The sequence below is a fragment of the Arthrobacter crystallopoietes genome, assembly GCF_002849715.1.
Classification (GTDB): Bacteria; Actinomycetota; Actinomycetes; order Actinomycetales; family Micrococcaceae; genus Crystallibacter; species Crystallibacter crystallopoietes.
On record NZ_CP018863.1, the window covers coordinates 13,509 to 28,037 of the forward strand.

A 14,529-nucleotide genomic window follows, 5' to 3' on the forward strand; every position below is an offset into this window, starting at 1 on the left:
TCTTAGGTGAAAACATCCAGTATACCGGCGCGGAACAAGTCTCCCCGCTGGCTACAGCAGGCCCATAGGGTTGACCAGCGAGCCGTTCAGGATAGTTTCAAAGTGCAGATGGCATCCGGTCGAGTTGCCGGTTGTTCCAACGTAACCGATAACATCCCCTTGGCTGACCCTCTGGCCAACGGACACGGCGGACCGCGTCAGGTGGAAGTAGTTCGTGGCCAAGGCACTGCCGGACACCACGCCGTGGCTGATCACTACCATGTTTCCGGCGGCACCGCCCCACCCGGACGTCCAAACTTCGCCACTGGCAGGCGCGCGCACCGGCGTGCCGCAGGCTGACCCATAGTCCAGTCCGGTGTGCATGTAACCGCCGGAACCGCCAAAATCGATTGTGCCGGCGGGGGTTGCCCTCCACCCGTATCCGGAGGTCACCGGGCCGGACACCGGAGAGGCCAGACCGAACGAGGACGACTCACTCGGCGCGGCGGGCGGTGGTTCGACCGTGGGAACAATCTGCGGGACCGGCTGGTTGGCTGCCGCGGCAGCCGCCTTGGCGGCCTTGATCCGCGCCTGTTCCTTCTCCCAGGCAGCTTGGGCCGCCTTGCGCTCGGCCTCTTCCTTCTTGCGGCGTTCTTCGGCTTCGCGCCGCAGCCTTTCCTGCCGTTCGGCGATATCGGCCTGCACCTGCTGGTGCTGTTTCTCGACCTCAGCCAGCTGCTGCTGGATCTTCGGTTTCTGGGCCTGCAGTTTATCCGAAAGGGCGGAGGTATCCGCGATCAGCGTGTCCACCTTCTCCTTCTCGGCTGCGGCCTCATCCCGGGCAGTCTGCTCGGCAGCCAATGCCTCTTCGGCCTGCCGCTTGAGGTCCCGGATTTCTTCCTCGACCGCCTCGAGCCGGGCCTTCGAGTTCACGTTCGTAGCGTTCTGTTGGGAAAGCTTGTTCAAGGCGGCGTTCTGGCTGCGCAAGGCCTGGTCTGCCAAGCCGATGGTGTCGGCCAGGCCAGAGTCACCCTCCGAGCCAAAGAACAGCGTCAGGTTAGACGGGACGCCGCCTTGCTTGTAGGCCTGGGTGGCGATCTGCCCTATGATCTCCCGGGTTTCAGCGAGCTCTTCCTTGTCATCATCGAGCTGCTGATTGATGTTGTCCTTGGTCTGCAACGCCATGTCAACGCGCTGCGCCAGAGCCGCGACCTTGTTCGCCGCTTCCTCGACCCGTCCCTGCGCCTCTGCCAGTTTCTGCTGGGCCGCGGGCAACTGGCTCTGGTACTCCTTAAGCTGCTTTACCGTCTCTATGATGTCGGCGTCCAGGAATTCCAGTGAATGCTCAACTTCGGCCATTTCCTGCTCGAGCGCTTCTTTGCGATCGTCCAGCTGATCCGCCTGTACGGGACCTGCGGTACCGAGGGAAAACGCCAGGAAGGCGGCCAGCGCGGCGCTGATAATCCCCTGCGGCAGACACGACTTCCTACCCGCGTGTAAACGGTTCACTGTCCGGTTCCCCAACCTGTTGTTCTGCTCAGTAGACATGATTCTAGACCTTCAAATAGCGTCGGAGGGTAAGAAGAGAGGAAATTCCTGCCAGCACGGTACCGAGCAGGATCAGCGCAGGTGCGATCAGGAGCACCGATCCCTCCGATATGAAGGCCGTATCCGGATATTGCTGTGCCAGCCAGTCGCCGATAAAGAACCGCGCCACTGCCCACAACGTGACCGAAGCCAACAGCGCGCCGATGACAGCGGCAATGACGCCTTCCAGCACAAACGGCAACTGGATCACCGCCTTCGAAGCTCCTACCAGACGCATGATGCCCGTCTCACGACGTCGGCTGAAGGCCGAGAGACGGATGGTCGTCGCGATCAGCAGGATCGCGCACACAATCATGATGGCGGCGATACTGACCGCCACGAGGGAGGCTATGTTCATCACGCTGAAGACCCGCTCCAGGATCTCCCGCTGGTCCACAACAACTTCGACGCCGGGCAACGAGGAGAAGATCTCGTTGATAACCTCGTACTTTTCCGGGTCCACGAGGCTGACACGGAAGGACTCCGGCAGCTGATCCGCCGTTACGGAATCCACAATCGGCGAGTTAGCGAACTGGTCGCGGAAGTGTCCCAACGCGTCCTCTTGCGACTCGTATAGGTAGGTGTCCACGTACTGCGCGACAGCAGGCGACTCAAGCGTGTTTTTGATTTCCGCCCGCTGTTCGTCGGTTACTGGCCCGGAGGCACAGCTTGCCGCCGTCGACGTATCGACGCAGAGGAAGACGGCGACCTGGACCTTGTCGTACCAGTAGCCCTTCATCTGGTTGATCTGCAACTGGAGCATACCGGCAGCCCCGACGAACGTCAGCGAGATGAACGTGACCAGGATGACGGAGACGACCATGGAAAGATTGCGGCGCAATCCGGAACCGATTTCACCAAGAATGAATGCGAGCCTCATTTGTTATCACCCTGGGCGCCAACGTAGATGCCTTCGGCCTCATCGCGGACCAGTACGCCGTCGACCAGTTCGATCACTCGCTTGCGCATGTCGTTCACGATCACATTGTCATGCGTCGCCATGACGACGGTGGTGCCGTTTTGATTGATCCGGTCCAGGACCTTCATGATGCCCATCGAGGTGGTGGGATCAAGGTTTCCGGTCGGCTCGTCGGCCAGCAGGATACCGGGCTTATTCACGATGGCCCGGGCGATAGCCACTCGTTGCTGTTCGCCGCCGGAGAGCTCATGAGGCATGCGGTGGTCCTTGCCTTCCAGGCCGACCGTCTTGAGTACTTCGGGAACCGTCTCGCGGATCATCGCCCGGCTCTTGCCGATTACCTGCATGGCGAAGGCCACGTTGCCGGCAACGGTTTTATTCGGCAGCAGCCGGAAATCCTGGAAGACAACGCCGATACCGCGACGCAGCTTGGGCACCCGCCAGCTTGGAATGTTGGCGACGTTCTGGCCGGCCACGTAAACGGAGCCACGGGTAGCCCGGTCCTCCTTGAGGACCAGCCGGATGAAGGTGGACTTCCCTGATCCCGAAGCTCCAACCAGGAACGCGAAATCCCCGCGGTCCACTTCAAGGCTGACCTTGTCCAGAGCGGGTCGCGTGTTCTGGTCGTAAATCTTAGTGACGTTGTCGAATCTAATCATGACTACTTCGTGCCCAAATACAGCTGCCGACGGCTCGGGCCTATGGTTGAAGGAAAAATCATCGGCGTACTGACTATATGCAGTACGCCTTGGAATTTACCTGCAGGCCCCTAGCGGGCGTGTCGTTCAGGCAAGGCCCGTGGCAGGAAGCCGTGGTCGGCAATGCACCCATCTGCGTGGCATTCTTCCTCGTGACAGCAGGCACGGAATCAACGCCGGCGGCAACGGCGCAGGCGTTCGCTTGCCTCACAATTGTATAGTGATTCATCTCACCCCGCGTCCCTGGCATCGGCCAGAAACGCCGGTTGAGCCCAGCGTGCGACTGGATTCCTGGCCGGCTCCGCCGGCCCAGCAGGGCCCTATTCCGCGGAGTTGCGGGTGTTCGCACGCCAGCGGATACCGGCGTCGATAAAATCATCGATCTCCCCGTCGAATACGGCAGACGTATTACCGACCTCGTGTTCGGTACGCAGGTCTTTGACCATCTGGTAAGGATTCAGTACGTAGGAACGCATCTGGTCACCCCAGGATGCCTTGACATCCCCGGCGAGGGCTTTCTTCTCCGCGTTTTCCTGCTCTTTTTTCAGCAGCAGCAGCCGGGATTGCAACACGCGAAGCGCGGCGGCGCGGTTCTGAATCTGCGATTTCTCGTTCTGCATCGAAACCACGATGCCGGTGGGAAGGTGCGTCAGCCGCACGGCTGAGTCCGTGGTGTTCACCGACTGTCCTCCCGGTCCGGAAGAACGGAAAACGTCGACCTTGATCTCGTTGTCCGGAATATCAATGGAATCCGTCTGCTCGATCAGCGGGATCACCTCCACCGCGGCAAAGGACGTCTGGCGCCGGCCTTGGTTATCGAAAGGACTGATCCGTACCAGGCGATGGGTACCGGCCTCGACCGATAACGTACCGAAGGCGTAAGGTGCCTTGACTTCGAAGGTCGCCGATTTCAGCCCTGCTTCTTCGGCATAGGACGTGTCCAGTACTGTCGTGGGGTACCCGTGGCGCTCCGCCCAGCGCAGGTACAGACGCATGAGCATTTCCGCGAAATCGGCTGCGTCAACGCCGCCGGCGCCAGCGCGGATCGTGACAACAGCTTCCCGCTCGTCGTACTCGCCCGAGAGCAAGGTGACGACTTCGAGCTGGGCGAGCGCTTTCTTCAATGCCGCCAGCTCGCTGGCTGCCTCCGCCATCGAGTCGGCGTCATCCTCACCCTGGCCCAGCTCAACGAGCACCTCCAGATCGTCGATCCGCGCCTCAAGTTTTTCCAGCCGTTCAAGATCGGACTGGCGGTGCGAGAGCTTTGACGTGATCTGCTGTGCTGCGGCGGGATCGTCCCAGAGATCGGGCACGCCGGCCTGCTCGCTCAGCTCTGCGATGTCCTTGCGGATGGTTTCGACATCGGTCACTGCCTCGATGGAGTCATAGGTGGCGCGCAGGGCGCGGATTTCTGCGGGAAAGTCGATCTCAGCCATGGTTCTCCAAGCCTACGCCATGCCGGGAACGCCGATGCGCTGCCCGCGGCTTGGCATCCATCTAGCGCTGGCACCTTCTATCAGCGCCGCAGCTCCGAACGGGCATCGCTGGACACGGTGATCGGCACACCAGCCGGAACCAGGAAGTTCACGATGGGAGGATGCACCACGGCGGAGAGGACAACGTGGGCTGTGCGGCTTTCCGGCGAACCGGTGCCGGGGCTGATGGACAGGCCTTCGAACCGGCCCGCTGCGCCGGTATCCGCAAGATGGCGTTGAACGGCGCTGCGGACGGTACCGTCGCTCAAGGTTGGAACGGGCGCACCGTTTGATATGCGCCGCTTGATAACGCTGCTGCGCGCTCCGGCCGGTCTTCGCTCCGAGCGTGGCTCAGCGGCTGTGGATTTCGTGCTGGTCGGCGGCGTCCTGACGCTGATCTTCGTTTCGATCATGCAGTTGGCCCTTGTTCTGCATGTGCGGAACACCTTGATCGATGCCGCCGGTTCCGGGGCCCGCTACGGTGCCTTGGCAGATCGCGGGCCGGAAGACGCCCGGGGCCGCACGGTATCCCTGATCACCGGCTCCCTGAACGCTGCCTATGCCACGGACGTACACGTGGAGGAGATCCAACGCGGGGGAATCAGGACACTTCGGGTGACGGTAAACGCTCCGTTGCCAGCGGTCGGACTGGTGGGTCCTGCAGGCGGATTGGAGGTGGAGGGCCATGCGGCACTGTCCCGATAGCAAATACCGCCCGTCAAGGTGGCCCGACAAACTTCGCCGGCGTCTGACAGCGGCGGCAGGTCCTGACGATCCTGCGGAGCGGGGCAGTGCTGTTGTGGAGTTCGTCTTCCTTGGCGCGCTGCTGCTCGTACCGGTGGTCTACTTCGTCATCGCAGTGGCTCAGGTTCAGGCTGGCTGACGCGTCCCATGGCATCGTTGAAAAGTCCTTCGAGCGCGGGCTTGGCAATGGCGAGGATCCCGGCCACCAGCACCGCGGACATTAGGGTGATCATGACCCACCCGGGCACATCGCCACGCTCGGGGTCCTCGCCGGACACAACCGTCCGGAACCGACCGGCGAGCTGTGCCAGCATTATCGACAGCAGTACAGCTGCTTTCAGAGTGAAGGAATACTTGTTCATTTTCCGCCTTCTTTACCTTTGATCCGTTGTTGGAATTCTCATTGCGGCACCTTCACCAGCGCAGATTGATCAGGGCCAGTCCCGGATATACAGCGAACAACACGGTGAGGGGCAAAACACCGAACACGAGCGGAACCATCATGGCAATTTCCTTTTTGCCTGCCGATTCCATGAGGCTGCGTTTGGCCATATCCCTGACGTCCTGTGCCTGTGCCCGAAGCACATCCGCCAGCGGCGTACCCCTTTCGACTGCCACAGTGATGCCGTCGACGAACCTCACCAAGGCCTGCAGCCTGCTCCGGCGCGAAAAGTCCTGTAGCGCCGCCAGCAGTGGAGTCCCCGATCGGGTATCTGTCAGGACGGTAGCGAATTCATCGGCAAGTTCGCCGTGAGCGCTGCGGCAGATTCGTTCCAGCGCACCGGTGGTGCTCTCCCCCGCGCTGACGGCGAGCGCCATCAGTTCCGCCAAACTGGGAAATTCGGCCAGCATCTTGGTTTCCCGGCGCTGTATCTGCACAGTCAGCATGTAGTCGCGCAGCAAGAATCCGCCCGCAGCGAGGCCGATTGTGAGAATGATGCCCGTTATGGGGTCAAGCCCTCCCCCTGCCGCGGATACCAGAGCCAGCAGAATTCCGACGGCAAGTCCCAGGACCGCCCACAGCAGTTGTTCCGCCCTGAAATCGACGGCGGTCTGGCGGCGGCCGGCCTGGGCCAGGCGCTTGGACAACACCGTCGTTCCCAAGTTGAATCTGCCCAGCCAGGAAACGGCGTCGAGAAGGACCGGACGGATAATGCGTTCCAAGGGGCCGAACGGAGTCACGTTGACAGGTCCCGCAGCCAGCAGCCTGGACTGGACGTCGACCGATTTCAGCTGAGGTGCGATCCTGTCGACGAACCGCGTCCTGCGCATAGAGGGCAGTCGCACCAGGACCAGCCACAACCCGGCGCCCAGCCCTGTCCCTGCGAGGACGCCCATGGTCATCAACTGCGTCATTGCATCACCCGTTCGTCTTCAGGTAAGGCACCGATGCGGAGCATGAGACGGTAACAGACCAGAGACACGACCAGACCGCCGAGCAGTACCATGGCCCCGGCCGTCGAGTTATAGGCGGCGACGGCCTCGGGCCGCGTAGCCAGCAGCATCAAGATGATCCATGGTGCGGCGACCGCAAGCCTCGCGGCGCTGACTGTCCACGATTGGCGGGCCTCCAGTTCGCTCCTGGTGCGCGCACTGTCGCGAAGAAAATCCGCCAAGGTACCCAGCAGCCTGCCCAAGTCGGAACCGCCTACCTCCCTCGTCATTCTGAGCGCTTCGATGATCCGGTCCGCTACGGGATCCGCCAGCCGGTCCTTCAGCCGTTCCAACGACTGGTCGAAGCGCCCACCGGCACGGTAATCAGCCCCAAAATCGACGAATGCCGGACGCAGCTCCACCGGCCCCCGGATTCCCAGCTGCACCAAGGCCTCCGGCAATGAGAGGCCAGCACGAATGGCGGAACGAAGGTGATCGACTACATCCGGCCAAATTTCACGCATCGCCGCCACGCGGCGCCTTGCGCGCCACCGCACCAGCACCAACGGCAGCCATCCGCCAAAGAGCGCGAAACAGCCGGCGATCGGTGGCGATTGCGTAATCACCAGGATCAGTAAAAAGGTAAAGACGGCTGTTCCGGCACAACTGGCGATGAGGCCGTTGACAGAAACTTTCTCAATTCCCGATTGATTGATGATCTCCTGCAAGCGAGTGAACCGTGGGTTGCGGGGGCTCTTGGGAGGCGGCTCCGGCAACTCCCAGCAGGACCACCAGATTAGGAACAGTCCGAACCCGCCCACAAGGCCAGCGGCAGCAGTCATGACATGCCGCCGAGCAACTGCATGACGTTGTACCCGGCACGGGCAAATTTCTCGTCTCCCGGACTGGCCGAACTGCTGGCCAGCAGATCTCCGTTCTGCCGGCTGAAAAGAGTTGATGTCTCGATAATGCCGTTTTCAACTCGGCGTCCTAGCGAGACTATTTCGGCAACCTGCCGCAGACCGGAGGCGCTGCGCGTACAGTGCACGACCAGATCAATACAGGAAGCCACCGTCGGCAGGACGAAGGCACTGGAGATATTCTCGCCAGCCAGCAGGGGCAGCGTGCACACCTTCGTGATGGCATCATGGGCACTGTTCGCGTGGATGGTGCACATCCCTGGCAGGCCGCTATTGAGGGCAATGAGCATGTCCAGGCTTTCGGCTTCGCGGACTTCGCCGACGATCAGGCGGTCCGGCCGCATGCGCAGGGCTTCCTTGACCAGGCGCCGCAGGGGGATTTCGCCCTCGCCCTCCAGATTCGGCTGGCGACACTGCAGGCCCACCACGTCGCGTAAGGGCAGTTGAAGCTCGAAAATTTCCTCGACCGTCACCACGCGCTCGCGGCTGCCGATGCTCGCCGCAAGGCAATTAAGCATCGTCGTCTTACCCGCTTGCGTTGCTCCGGAGACCAGGATGTTCAGCCCGCTGGCTACCGCGGCGGAAAGGAACCGCGCGGCCTCGGGCGAAAGCGAGCCCAGTTCCACCAAATGGTCCAGTTTCGATGCACGGGCAATGAACTTACGGATGTTGACGGCCCAGTGCCGCCTGGTGATATCAGGAATGACCACGTGCAGACGGGAGCCATCGGGCAAGGCCGCATCGACGAAAGGTGAGGACAGGTCCAACCGACGGCCCGAGGACTTGAGCATCCTTTCCACCAGGTCCCGTACCTGCTGCTGGCTCAGCGTGACCGAAGTAAGCTCGGATTCTCCGCCGCGTGCAACATATACCTCGGCCGGGGAATTGATCCAGATTTCCTCAACCGAGGGATCATCAAGTAACGGCTGCAGTGCGCCGAATCCTGCGACCGCATCGAACACGTACTTCCTGGCAAAGTCAAGGTGCCCCAGCGGAGGCAGCGTCCCCAGCAGGGACCGCTCGTCATAATCATTGACGGCGGCCTCCACCAGTCGGCGAACTTCCCCGCCCTGGTGCGCCGGGTCGATGCCCCTGCGGCGGATGAGCTCGCGCACCTCATCTTCGACAATGCGGACAGCATCCATCCGTATCCCCCTGGCGCACAGCGCCGTCCTGACGTCGAAACTTTTTGAGACTGGATCCGCCGTCGGTGTACGTTTTCTCTCCCGAGAGTAGGTGAAACGTTTGCAGCAAGCTAGGTCTGTGACGCGGCTTGTGGATAAACAACTAGTCTTAGTGCCAGTATGAATAGCATTCTGAAGGTCCTCGGGCCGTTGTTGAAAACGCTGCCCGAAGGCAGCCGCCGATTCCTGACCGGCTACGCCGTTGCTTCCGCCGCCCTCGCGCTGCTGGACATCGTGGCCCTGGGACTGGTGGCCGCGCTGCTCCCAGGGCTGGTCAGCGGGCAGCCGATGGTTTGGCCGGTTCTGGGCGACATCACGGAAAAGGGCCTGGTTCTGCCGCTGCTGATCTTCATCTGCCTGCTGATTGTCCTCAAGGGCATCCTCGCGGTGATGCTGCTGCGATTCGCCACCAAGCGCTTCGCCCGCCACGAGGTTGCCATCGGCGACCGGCTCTTCGCTGCCTATCTTGCCTCGCCCTGGGAGAAACGGCTGGGCCGCAATTCCGCTGAAATCGTCCGGTCGGTTGACGTGGGCGTGGGCATCACGGTCTCGGGTGTGTTGATGCCGGCGATGACCCTCTTCGGCGAGCTGGGCACGATGGTGGCGGTCGTCGTCGTACTTTTCATCGCCCAGCCACTGATCGCCATTGTCACCATGCTGTATCTGGGCCTCGTGGCGCTGCTGCTGGCCAAGGTGATTTCGCCCAGGGCGGTGGCGATCGGACGTCAGAACCGCGAGTGGTCCAACCGGACGGCCAAAACACTCTACGAGGCGCTGGGGGCGCTGAAAGAAATCACGCTCGCGGACCGCGGACCGGAGGTGCAGGAGCAGGTCCACGGCACCCGGACCAAGTCCGCCCTGGCCCGGGCCGGCGCCATCCAGATATCGCAGATTCCGCGCTATGTTCTGGAGACCGCCCTGGTGGTCGGCTTCGCCCTGGTCGGCGGTGTTGGCCTGCTTGTCGGCGGTCCCGCCGGCGCCGTGAGCGCCATCGGGCTGTTCGCCATCGCGGGATTCCGGCTGATCCCCTCGCTGACCCGGATGCAGGCCGTGCAGTCCTCGGTCAACACCAGCGCGTCCTTTGCCCGCCAGGTCATTGAAGACATTCGCGAAGGCGACGAGGAAATGGCGCGCCAAAGCAAGGAACGGCCGCAGCACGACCTCGCCGACGCGCCGGCGGATATTGTGCTCCAGGACGTCTCTTTCAGCTATCCCGGTGCCCAGGCTCCTGCGCTGGATAGGATAAGCATCCGCATTCCCGCCGGCAGCCATGTGGCCTTCGTAGGGTCTTCCGGTGCCGGGAAATCCACCATGGTGGATATTCTGCTCGGGCTGCTGGAACCGACCGCGGGCCACATCGAAGTGGGCGGCGAGCGGCTCGAATTCGTGCTGACTTCCTGGCGCAAGCGGATCGGCTATGTGCCGCAGGAAGTGTCCCTCTTCGATGCCTCCGTTGCCCAGAACGTGGCACTGGCCTGGGACGAATCCAAAGTTGATCGGGAACGGGTGGAAACGGCGCTGCGCCGGGCACAGCTGCTTGACACGTTGCTGGCCCGCGACGGCGGCATCGATGCCGTGGTCGGCGAACGCGGCATGGCCCTTTCCGGCGGCCAGCGGCAGCGGCTAGGCATCGCCCGAGCGCTTTACGACAACCCGCAGGTGCTCGTGATGGACGAGGCCACGTCGGCGTTGGATACCGCCACGGAGGCCGCGGTGACTAAGGCGATCAATGAGCTCCATGGCAACGTCACGGTCATCACCGTTGCCCACCGGCTGGCCACCATCCGACATGCCGACATCGTTTTCTTCATGCGTGACGGCGAGGTGGCGGCCTACGGAACCTTTGACGACGTCGTCGCTCGGGTCCCGGATTTCGCCGAGCAGGCGGCACTGGCGGGCCTCACACCACAGGAACTGGCGGCCGACGAACGTTCTGAGGCCTAACGGCCGGCCATAACGTCGCGGTACATCCCAACGAGTTGCCGCACCGATTGTTCCGGTGAGTGGTACGTGTTGATCCAACCAGGGCCATCCAGCGCACGGGAGACCGCAGGCGGGTCTGCGAGCGCGGTCAGCACCTGCGCGGCGAGGCCATCGATCGTGTCGGCCTGGAGCACGGGCGACGGTCCGGGATAGTAGCCGGGGCCGAGTTGCATGACCACAGGGGCACCGATGGCTACGGCCTGCAGTTCGCTCATGGCCAGGATTCCGGCGCTCTGGCCGACCACGGCGTGCGCACCGGCCAGCCAGCGCAGGTAGTCCGGCTTGGCCATCTTCGGCACCAACTGAACGCCCATAGCAGCAGCCTTTCCTGCCTCGGCGCCCCAGTCCAGTCCCATAACTTCCGTTCCAGGTACGACGACGGCCGGCAGTGAGCGGGCGAGTTGCAGTTGCGCTTGGCCGCCTTTGGAACCGTCCCAACGGGAGGCGAAAACCACGCGCGGCCGGTCTACTGGTGCCCAAGGGGGAAGCTCCTCCACATCCACCGGGTTCGGCAGGTACCGGGCACCGGGATGCGCAGCCTGGGCATGCTCGGCCAGATCGGGCGTGGAGTAAAGGACAGCGGCGGCATGGTCCGCGCCCCACTGGATAGCGGGCCTGCGGGCCGGATCATAATACTGCGTGCGGATGTCGGTGCCGTGGAAATGCAGTACAAAGGGCTTGTACGGTCGGGAGCGCACCACGCCTACGCGGGAGCCGGAGTGGACATGGAGCAGATCGGCGCGCAGAATCCCCGCCGCCCTGCCCGCTTGCCAGGAAAGGCCCGCCATCAACCGCCTGCTTTTCCCTGCTGCGCCGACGGGCATGCCGGAATCCGCGGGCGGCGTCCGGTTGAACTGCCGCCAGGGATGCCCGTCCTTCCTGCCGTACTTGACCAGGGTGCGGCCGACGTCGGCGGCATCGTACAGATGCAGGACCTTCGCTTCAGCCTCCGGACGGGAGCCGGAGGCGGCCACCCGGGGAGCTGTTTGTGAACCGGGCACTGCTCAGGCCTCCGCCGGTTCCAGGAGGGCGGCGACCGCCCGTTCCCAGGCCTTGTTCTGGTGCTCGGAGGACAACTCGTCGGCGGCCTTGTCCGCGTTGGCCTTCCACCGATCGATCCGCTCTCGGGTCAGCGACTGCAGTACCGCCCGCAGGCCTTCCGCGGTGAAGTCCTCGGTCACCGCGCCGAGGCCGTGCCGTTCGAGCAGCGTCTGCATCGCCGGCGACGGACCGATGATGAGGGCCGTCCGGGCTTGGACGGCCTCGAAGAACTTGTTCGGCAGGGCCTGGGCCAGATTGAAGTTGGTCGGCGGAATGACCGAGATGGACACGTCGTACTCGCTGATGGTCTTGACGAGTTCGGTGTACGGCACCGGATCGCGGAACCGGACATTGGGCAGCGGCTCCGCCTGGCTGCGCAACTGGTCCACATACTCGGGCTCGTTGGGCATGACGATCAGGTCCAGTTCCAGATCCTCAGGCACCCCGTCCATGGCCGCGATGATATCCTCGATCCGGCGGTAGCGCTGTCCGGCCGAACTGTAGATGAGGCGGATTTTCTCCCCGGTCGGACGCGGTTCCAGCTCGGCGTAGGGTGCCGCATTAGTGACCACATCGACGTCGATCCCGAAGTCCTTCTGGTACTGCTCGGCGATACCCTCCGAAACCGTGGTCACGGAGCTGACCGCGGGCAGGTACGTTCGGCACAGCCAGCGGACGTACGGGGCCACCAGGACCCGCCACGCAGGTTTGTTGAAGTGCTCCTTCGGGGCGAATTCATGCAGGTCCGCATGCACGCCGCGCACGGGTTCCAAGCTCAGCGCCAGCGGGACGGTGTTCGCATCGTTGGCCAGGACAGCGTCGAAGTGCTGCCCGCGCAGCATCCGCGAGGCCTCCGCAACCGCGGCGATGTTCCAGTACACCTGGCGGTATCGCCGCGCGGCCAGCCGCTTCGGATCCCGCGGCCAGCTGGGCAGCACCCGGTCCAGTTCGAAGTGTCCGGCCACACCGTCAGGTGCGGGGCCGAAGCCGCAGGTGAGGACCTGGTACTTGTCCCGGAACAGGTTGATCTGCTTCAGCACGCGCGGATCGCTGCGAAGGGGCGAGAGGGAGAGGATCAGCAGTCTGCTGGCAGAGCGGTTCATGCAGCATCCTTTCGATGTTGCGGGCTGGGCCGGTGCCGCCGGGCAGCCGGCGGCAGGGCGGAAAGTACGGTGTCGGTGACGGCGGCCAGCAGCGAGTTCAGATTGCTCCGCAGCGGTGCCTCGACGCGGAAATTATCCTGCCGGCGGAGCGTCAGGCTGCGCCGTAGCGCGCTGGCGGCATCCCGCCGTCGTAATGATTCCTGGACGGCTTCGGCGCTGGCGGCGTCGCGCAGTTCCAGCAGCAGCCGTTCATCAGGGGCGCTGAGCACCTTGGGCGCGGCCGGAGCCAACCCGGTCACCAGTTCAATGACGCGGCTTAGCTCCCGCCGGTCGGCTGCCGGCCAGCTGAAGTCCGGCCCCCGCCGTACTGCGGCACTGATGACATGGCCGCGCAGGATTTTGACCGCGACGGCGGTGCGCTCCCGCTCGGGCAGCGCGGCGAACCACATTCCCGCGACCAGCAAACGCACATCGCGGAACTGCTCCGCCAAGGGCAGCACGGCCGCGGTCACCCGTTCCACTGCGTCGTTCCCGACGACGTAGGCCGGCCCCTGCGCCGGATAGGCAATCCGTTCGCCCGAGAACCACAACTTGAGCCCGAATTCCAGGTCCTCACCGGTCCGCAGTTCGGGGGTCAGAGCCAGACCGTGTTTGGAGAGCAGGTCCCGGCGGAACAGCCCCAGCGGAGCGGTCCGGTAAGCCAGGCGGTCCCGCACAGGATTCACCAGCATCCCGCGGAACACCCGTGCCCGCGGGGTCAGGATCCGCCGTCCGCCTTGGAGCCGCATCGGTGCCATAACGACGGCGGCGCCGGCATCTTCCGCGGCAGCCTGCCAGGCGTCCACAGCCCCGGTCTCCAGCGTGTCGTCGGAGCCCATGATCCCTACGAATCGGGCTACTGCGTGTTCGAGCCCGTAGTTGAATGGTCCGGCCGGCGAACGGATTCCGTCCGCCAGGGCCAGGACCCGGACCTGTTCGGCGGGCAGCCCGGCGAGCATGGCGCGGATGGGCGCGGGCTCAAGGTTGTGGCACACAACGGTGGCCAGAACGCGGCCCGGAGCCGCCGCGGCGAGGACGGATTCCACGGCACGGCGAATCGGGCGATCCGCGCTGTGGACGGCAATGATCAGCTCGGCCGCCGGTGCCTGCCGGTCAGTCATTCCCGCGGCCTTCCCCGGCTGCGGCGTCCGGACGCGGCGCCTCGTCCAGTGCAATCCGACGGGCCAGCTTAGTGATCCGGGCTTCCAGCTGGCGCGTGCGGTGGTAGGAGCTGGCCATAAAAATCAGGAAACACACAATCAGCCCGTAGAGCACCAGGTCCGTACCACGGCCGATGCCCAGGAGATTGGCCACGCGCGTGAGCAGTCCGGGGAAGAATACTGACAAGGCGGCAACACCGGCGAAAAGTACCAGCAGAATGCGCCGTACGGCCTGGTGCCGGGCATTGCCGGCGCCCCGCATCAGGGCCAGTGCGCCGATGATGACGGCCAGGACCAGGACAATTTGGACAACTATGATCATT

15 protein-coding genes are annotated in these 14,529 nt (G+C 63.5%); 2 read left to right on the forward strand and 13 right to left on the reverse strand.

Going from position 1 to position 14,529, the window contains the following annotated elements:
- Positions 1 to 51: 51 nt before the first annotated feature.
- The 5 genes from AC20117_RS00085 to AC20117_RS00110 all read right to left on the reverse strand — a co-directional run bounded on the left by AC20117_RS00085 (position 52) and on the right by AC20117_RS00110 (position 4,927).
- A complete protein-coding gene (locus tag AC20117_RS00085) occupies positions 52 to 1,527 on the reverse strand; it encodes a M23 family metallopeptidase (protein WP_074701617.1) in 1,476 nt (491 codons plus the stop codon).
- A 4-nt stretch (positions 1,528 to 1,531) separates the two neighbouring features.
- Complete coding sequence (gene ftsX, locus AC20117_RS00090; protein ID WP_074701616.1) at positions 1,532 to 2,446, reverse strand: permease-like cell division protein FtsX; 915 nt, start codon at positions 2,444 to 2,446, stop codon at positions 1,532 to 1,534.
- The gene (gene ftsE, locus AC20117_RS00095; protein WP_074701615.1) at positions 2,443 to 3,144 is read right to left on the reverse strand and encodes a cell division ATP-binding protein FtsE; all 702 of its coding nucleotides are present in this window, start codon (positions 3,142 to 3,144) and stop codon (positions 2,443 to 2,445) included. Before ftsE ends, ftsX begins: the two co-directional genes overlap by 4 nt.
- Before the next feature lie 359 nt (positions 3,145 to 3,503).
- Positions 3,504 to 4,619, reverse strand: a complete 1,116-nt coding sequence (prfB, locus tag AC20117_RS00105) for a peptide chain release factor 2 (protein ID WP_074701612.1) — start codon at positions 4,617 to 4,619, stop codon at positions 3,504 to 3,506.
- Positions 4,620 to 4,699: 80 nt separating this feature from the next.
- Positions 4,700 to 4,927 carry a hypothetical protein gene (locus AC20117_RS00110; protein WP_179951891.1) on the reverse strand — a complete coding sequence of 76 codons (228 nt, stop codon included), beginning with the start codon at positions 4,925 to 4,927 and terminating at the stop codon, positions 4,700 to 4,702.
- Positions 4,928 to 4,952: 25 nt separating this feature from the next.
- Between AC20117_RS00110 and AC20117_RS00115 the strand changes: the two genes are divergently transcribed.
- Positions 4,953 to 5,363 carry a TadE/TadG family type IV pilus assembly protein gene (locus AC20117_RS00115; protein ID WP_074701610.1) on the forward strand — a complete coding sequence of 137 codons (411 nt, stop codon included), beginning with the start codon at positions 4,953 to 4,955 and terminating at the stop codon, positions 5,361 to 5,363.
- Between the two features lie 146 nt (positions 5,364 to 5,509).
- Here AC20117_RS00115 and AC20117_RS00125 read toward each other — a convergent pair whose 3' ends face one another.
- The 4 genes from AC20117_RS00125 to AC20117_RS00140 form a co-directional block, all read right to left on the reverse strand.
- Complete coding sequence (locus AC20117_RS00125) at positions 5,510 to 5,716, reverse strand: hypothetical protein (protein ID WP_418202248.1); 207 nt, start codon at positions 5,714 to 5,716, stop codon at positions 5,510 to 5,512.
- A gap of 100 nt (positions 5,717 to 5,816) precedes the next feature.
- Positions 5,817 to 6,758: a type II secretion system F family protein gene (locus AC20117_RS00130; RefSeq protein WP_101632491.1), complete on the reverse strand. Its 942-nt coding sequence runs from the start codon at positions 6,756 to 6,758 to the stop codon at positions 5,817 to 5,819.
- Positions 6,755 to 7,618: a type II secretion system F family protein gene (locus AC20117_RS00135; protein WP_074701606.1), complete on the reverse strand. Its 864-nt coding sequence runs from the start codon at positions 7,616 to 7,618 to the stop codon at positions 6,755 to 6,757. The genes AC20117_RS00130 and AC20117_RS00135 overlap by 4 nt, the downstream gene beginning before the upstream one ends.
- Positions 7,615 to 8,841, reverse strand: coding sequence for a TadA family conjugal transfer-associated ATPase (locus AC20117_RS00140; RefSeq protein ID WP_074701604.1), 1,227 nt, complete (start codon positions 8,839 to 8,841; stop codon positions 7,615 to 7,617). The genes AC20117_RS00135 and AC20117_RS00140 overlap by 4 nt, the downstream gene beginning before the upstream one ends.
- 159 nt (positions 8,842 to 9,000) lie before the next feature.
- On the opposite strand from AC20117_RS00140, the gene AC20117_RS00145 reads away from it, so the two are divergent.
- Entirely contained in the window at positions 9,001 to 10,824 is a 1,824-nt protein-coding gene (locus AC20117_RS00145) for an ABC transporter ATP-binding protein (protein WP_074701603.1), read from the forward strand.
- Here AC20117_RS00145 and AC20117_RS00150 read toward each other — a convergent pair.
- The 4 genes from AC20117_RS00150 to AC20117_RS00165 are packed head-to-tail and all read right to left on the reverse strand — an operon-like array spanning position 10,821 to position 14,528.
- The gene (locus tag AC20117_RS00150) at positions 10,821 to 11,864 is read right to left on the reverse strand and encodes a glycosyltransferase (protein WP_139186809.1); all 1,044 of its coding nucleotides are present in this window, start codon (positions 11,862 to 11,864) and stop codon (positions 10,821 to 10,823) included. The genes AC20117_RS00145 and AC20117_RS00150 overlap by 4 nt on opposite strands.
- 3 nt (positions 11,865 to 11,867) lie before the next feature.
- Positions 11,868 to 13,007 carry a glycosyltransferase gene (locus AC20117_RS00155; RefSeq protein ID WP_236777401.1) on the reverse strand — a complete coding sequence of 380 codons (1,140 nt, stop codon included), beginning with the start codon at positions 13,005 to 13,007 and terminating at the stop codon, positions 11,868 to 11,870.
- Positions 13,004 to 14,167 carry a glycosyltransferase gene (locus AC20117_RS00160; protein WP_074701600.1) on the reverse strand — a complete coding sequence of 388 codons (1,164 nt, stop codon included), beginning with the start codon at positions 14,165 to 14,167 and terminating at the stop codon, positions 13,004 to 13,006. The genes AC20117_RS00155 and AC20117_RS00160 overlap by 4 nt, the downstream gene beginning before the upstream one ends.
- On the reverse strand, positions 14,160 to 14,528 hold the full coding sequence (locus AC20117_RS00165) for a DUF2304 domain-containing protein (RefSeq protein WP_074701598.1): 369 nt from the start codon (positions 14,526 to 14,528) through the stop codon (positions 14,160 to 14,162). The genes AC20117_RS00160 and AC20117_RS00165 overlap by 8 nt, the downstream gene beginning before the upstream one ends.
- Between the last annotated feature and the right edge of the window lies 1 nt (position 14,529).

Coding starts and splice junctions, on each gene's coding strand:
- AC20117_RS00145 (WP_074701603.1), top strand. CDS start 9,001: ATGAATAGCATTCTGAAGGTCCTCGGGCCGTTGTTGAAAACGCTGCCC.
- AC20117_RS00125 (WP_418202248.1), bottom strand. CDS start 5,716: ATGCTGGCACAGCTCGCCGGTCGGTTCCGGACGGTTGTGTCCGGCGAG.
- AC20117_RS00165 (WP_074701598.1), bottom strand. CDS start 14,528: ATGATCATAGTTGTCCAAATTGTCCTGGTCCTGGCCGTCATCATCGGC.
- AC20117_RS00160 (WP_074701600.1), bottom strand. CDS start 14,167: ATGACTGACCGGCAGGCACCGGCGGCCGAGCTGATCATTGCCGTCCAC.
- AC20117_RS00155 (WP_236777401.1), bottom strand. CDS start 13,007: ATGAACCGCTCTGCCAGCAGACTGCTGATCCTCTCCCTCTCGCCCCTT.
- ftsX (WP_074701616.1), bottom strand. CDS start 2,446: ATGAGGCTCGCATTCATTCTTGGTGAAATCGGTTCCGGATTGCGCCGC.
- AC20117_RS00140 (WP_074701604.1), bottom strand. CDS start 8,841: ATGGATGCTGTCCGCATTGTCGAAGATGAGGTGCGCGAGCTCATCCGC.
- AC20117_RS00135 (WP_074701606.1), bottom strand. CDS start 7,618: ATGACTGCTGCCGCTGGCCTTGTGGGCGGGTTCGGACTGTTCCTAATC.
- prfB (WP_074701612.1), bottom strand. CDS start 4,619: ATGGCTGAGATCGACTTTCCCGCAGAAATCCGCGCCCTGCGCGCCACC.
- ftsE (WP_074701615.1), bottom strand. CDS start 3,144: ATGATTAGATTCGACAACGTCACTAAGATTTACGACCAGAACACGCGA.
- AC20117_RS00115 (WP_074701610.1), top strand. CDS start 4,953: ATGCGCCGCTTGATAACGCTGCTGCGCGCTCCGGCCGGTCTTCGCTCC.
- AC20117_RS00130 (WP_101632491.1), bottom strand. CDS start 6,758: ATGACGCAGTTGATGACCATGGGCGTCCTCGCAGGGACAGGGCTGGGC.
- AC20117_RS00085 (WP_074701617.1), bottom strand. CDS start 1,527: ATGTCTACTGAGCAGAACAACAGGTTGGGGAACCGGACAGTGAACCGT.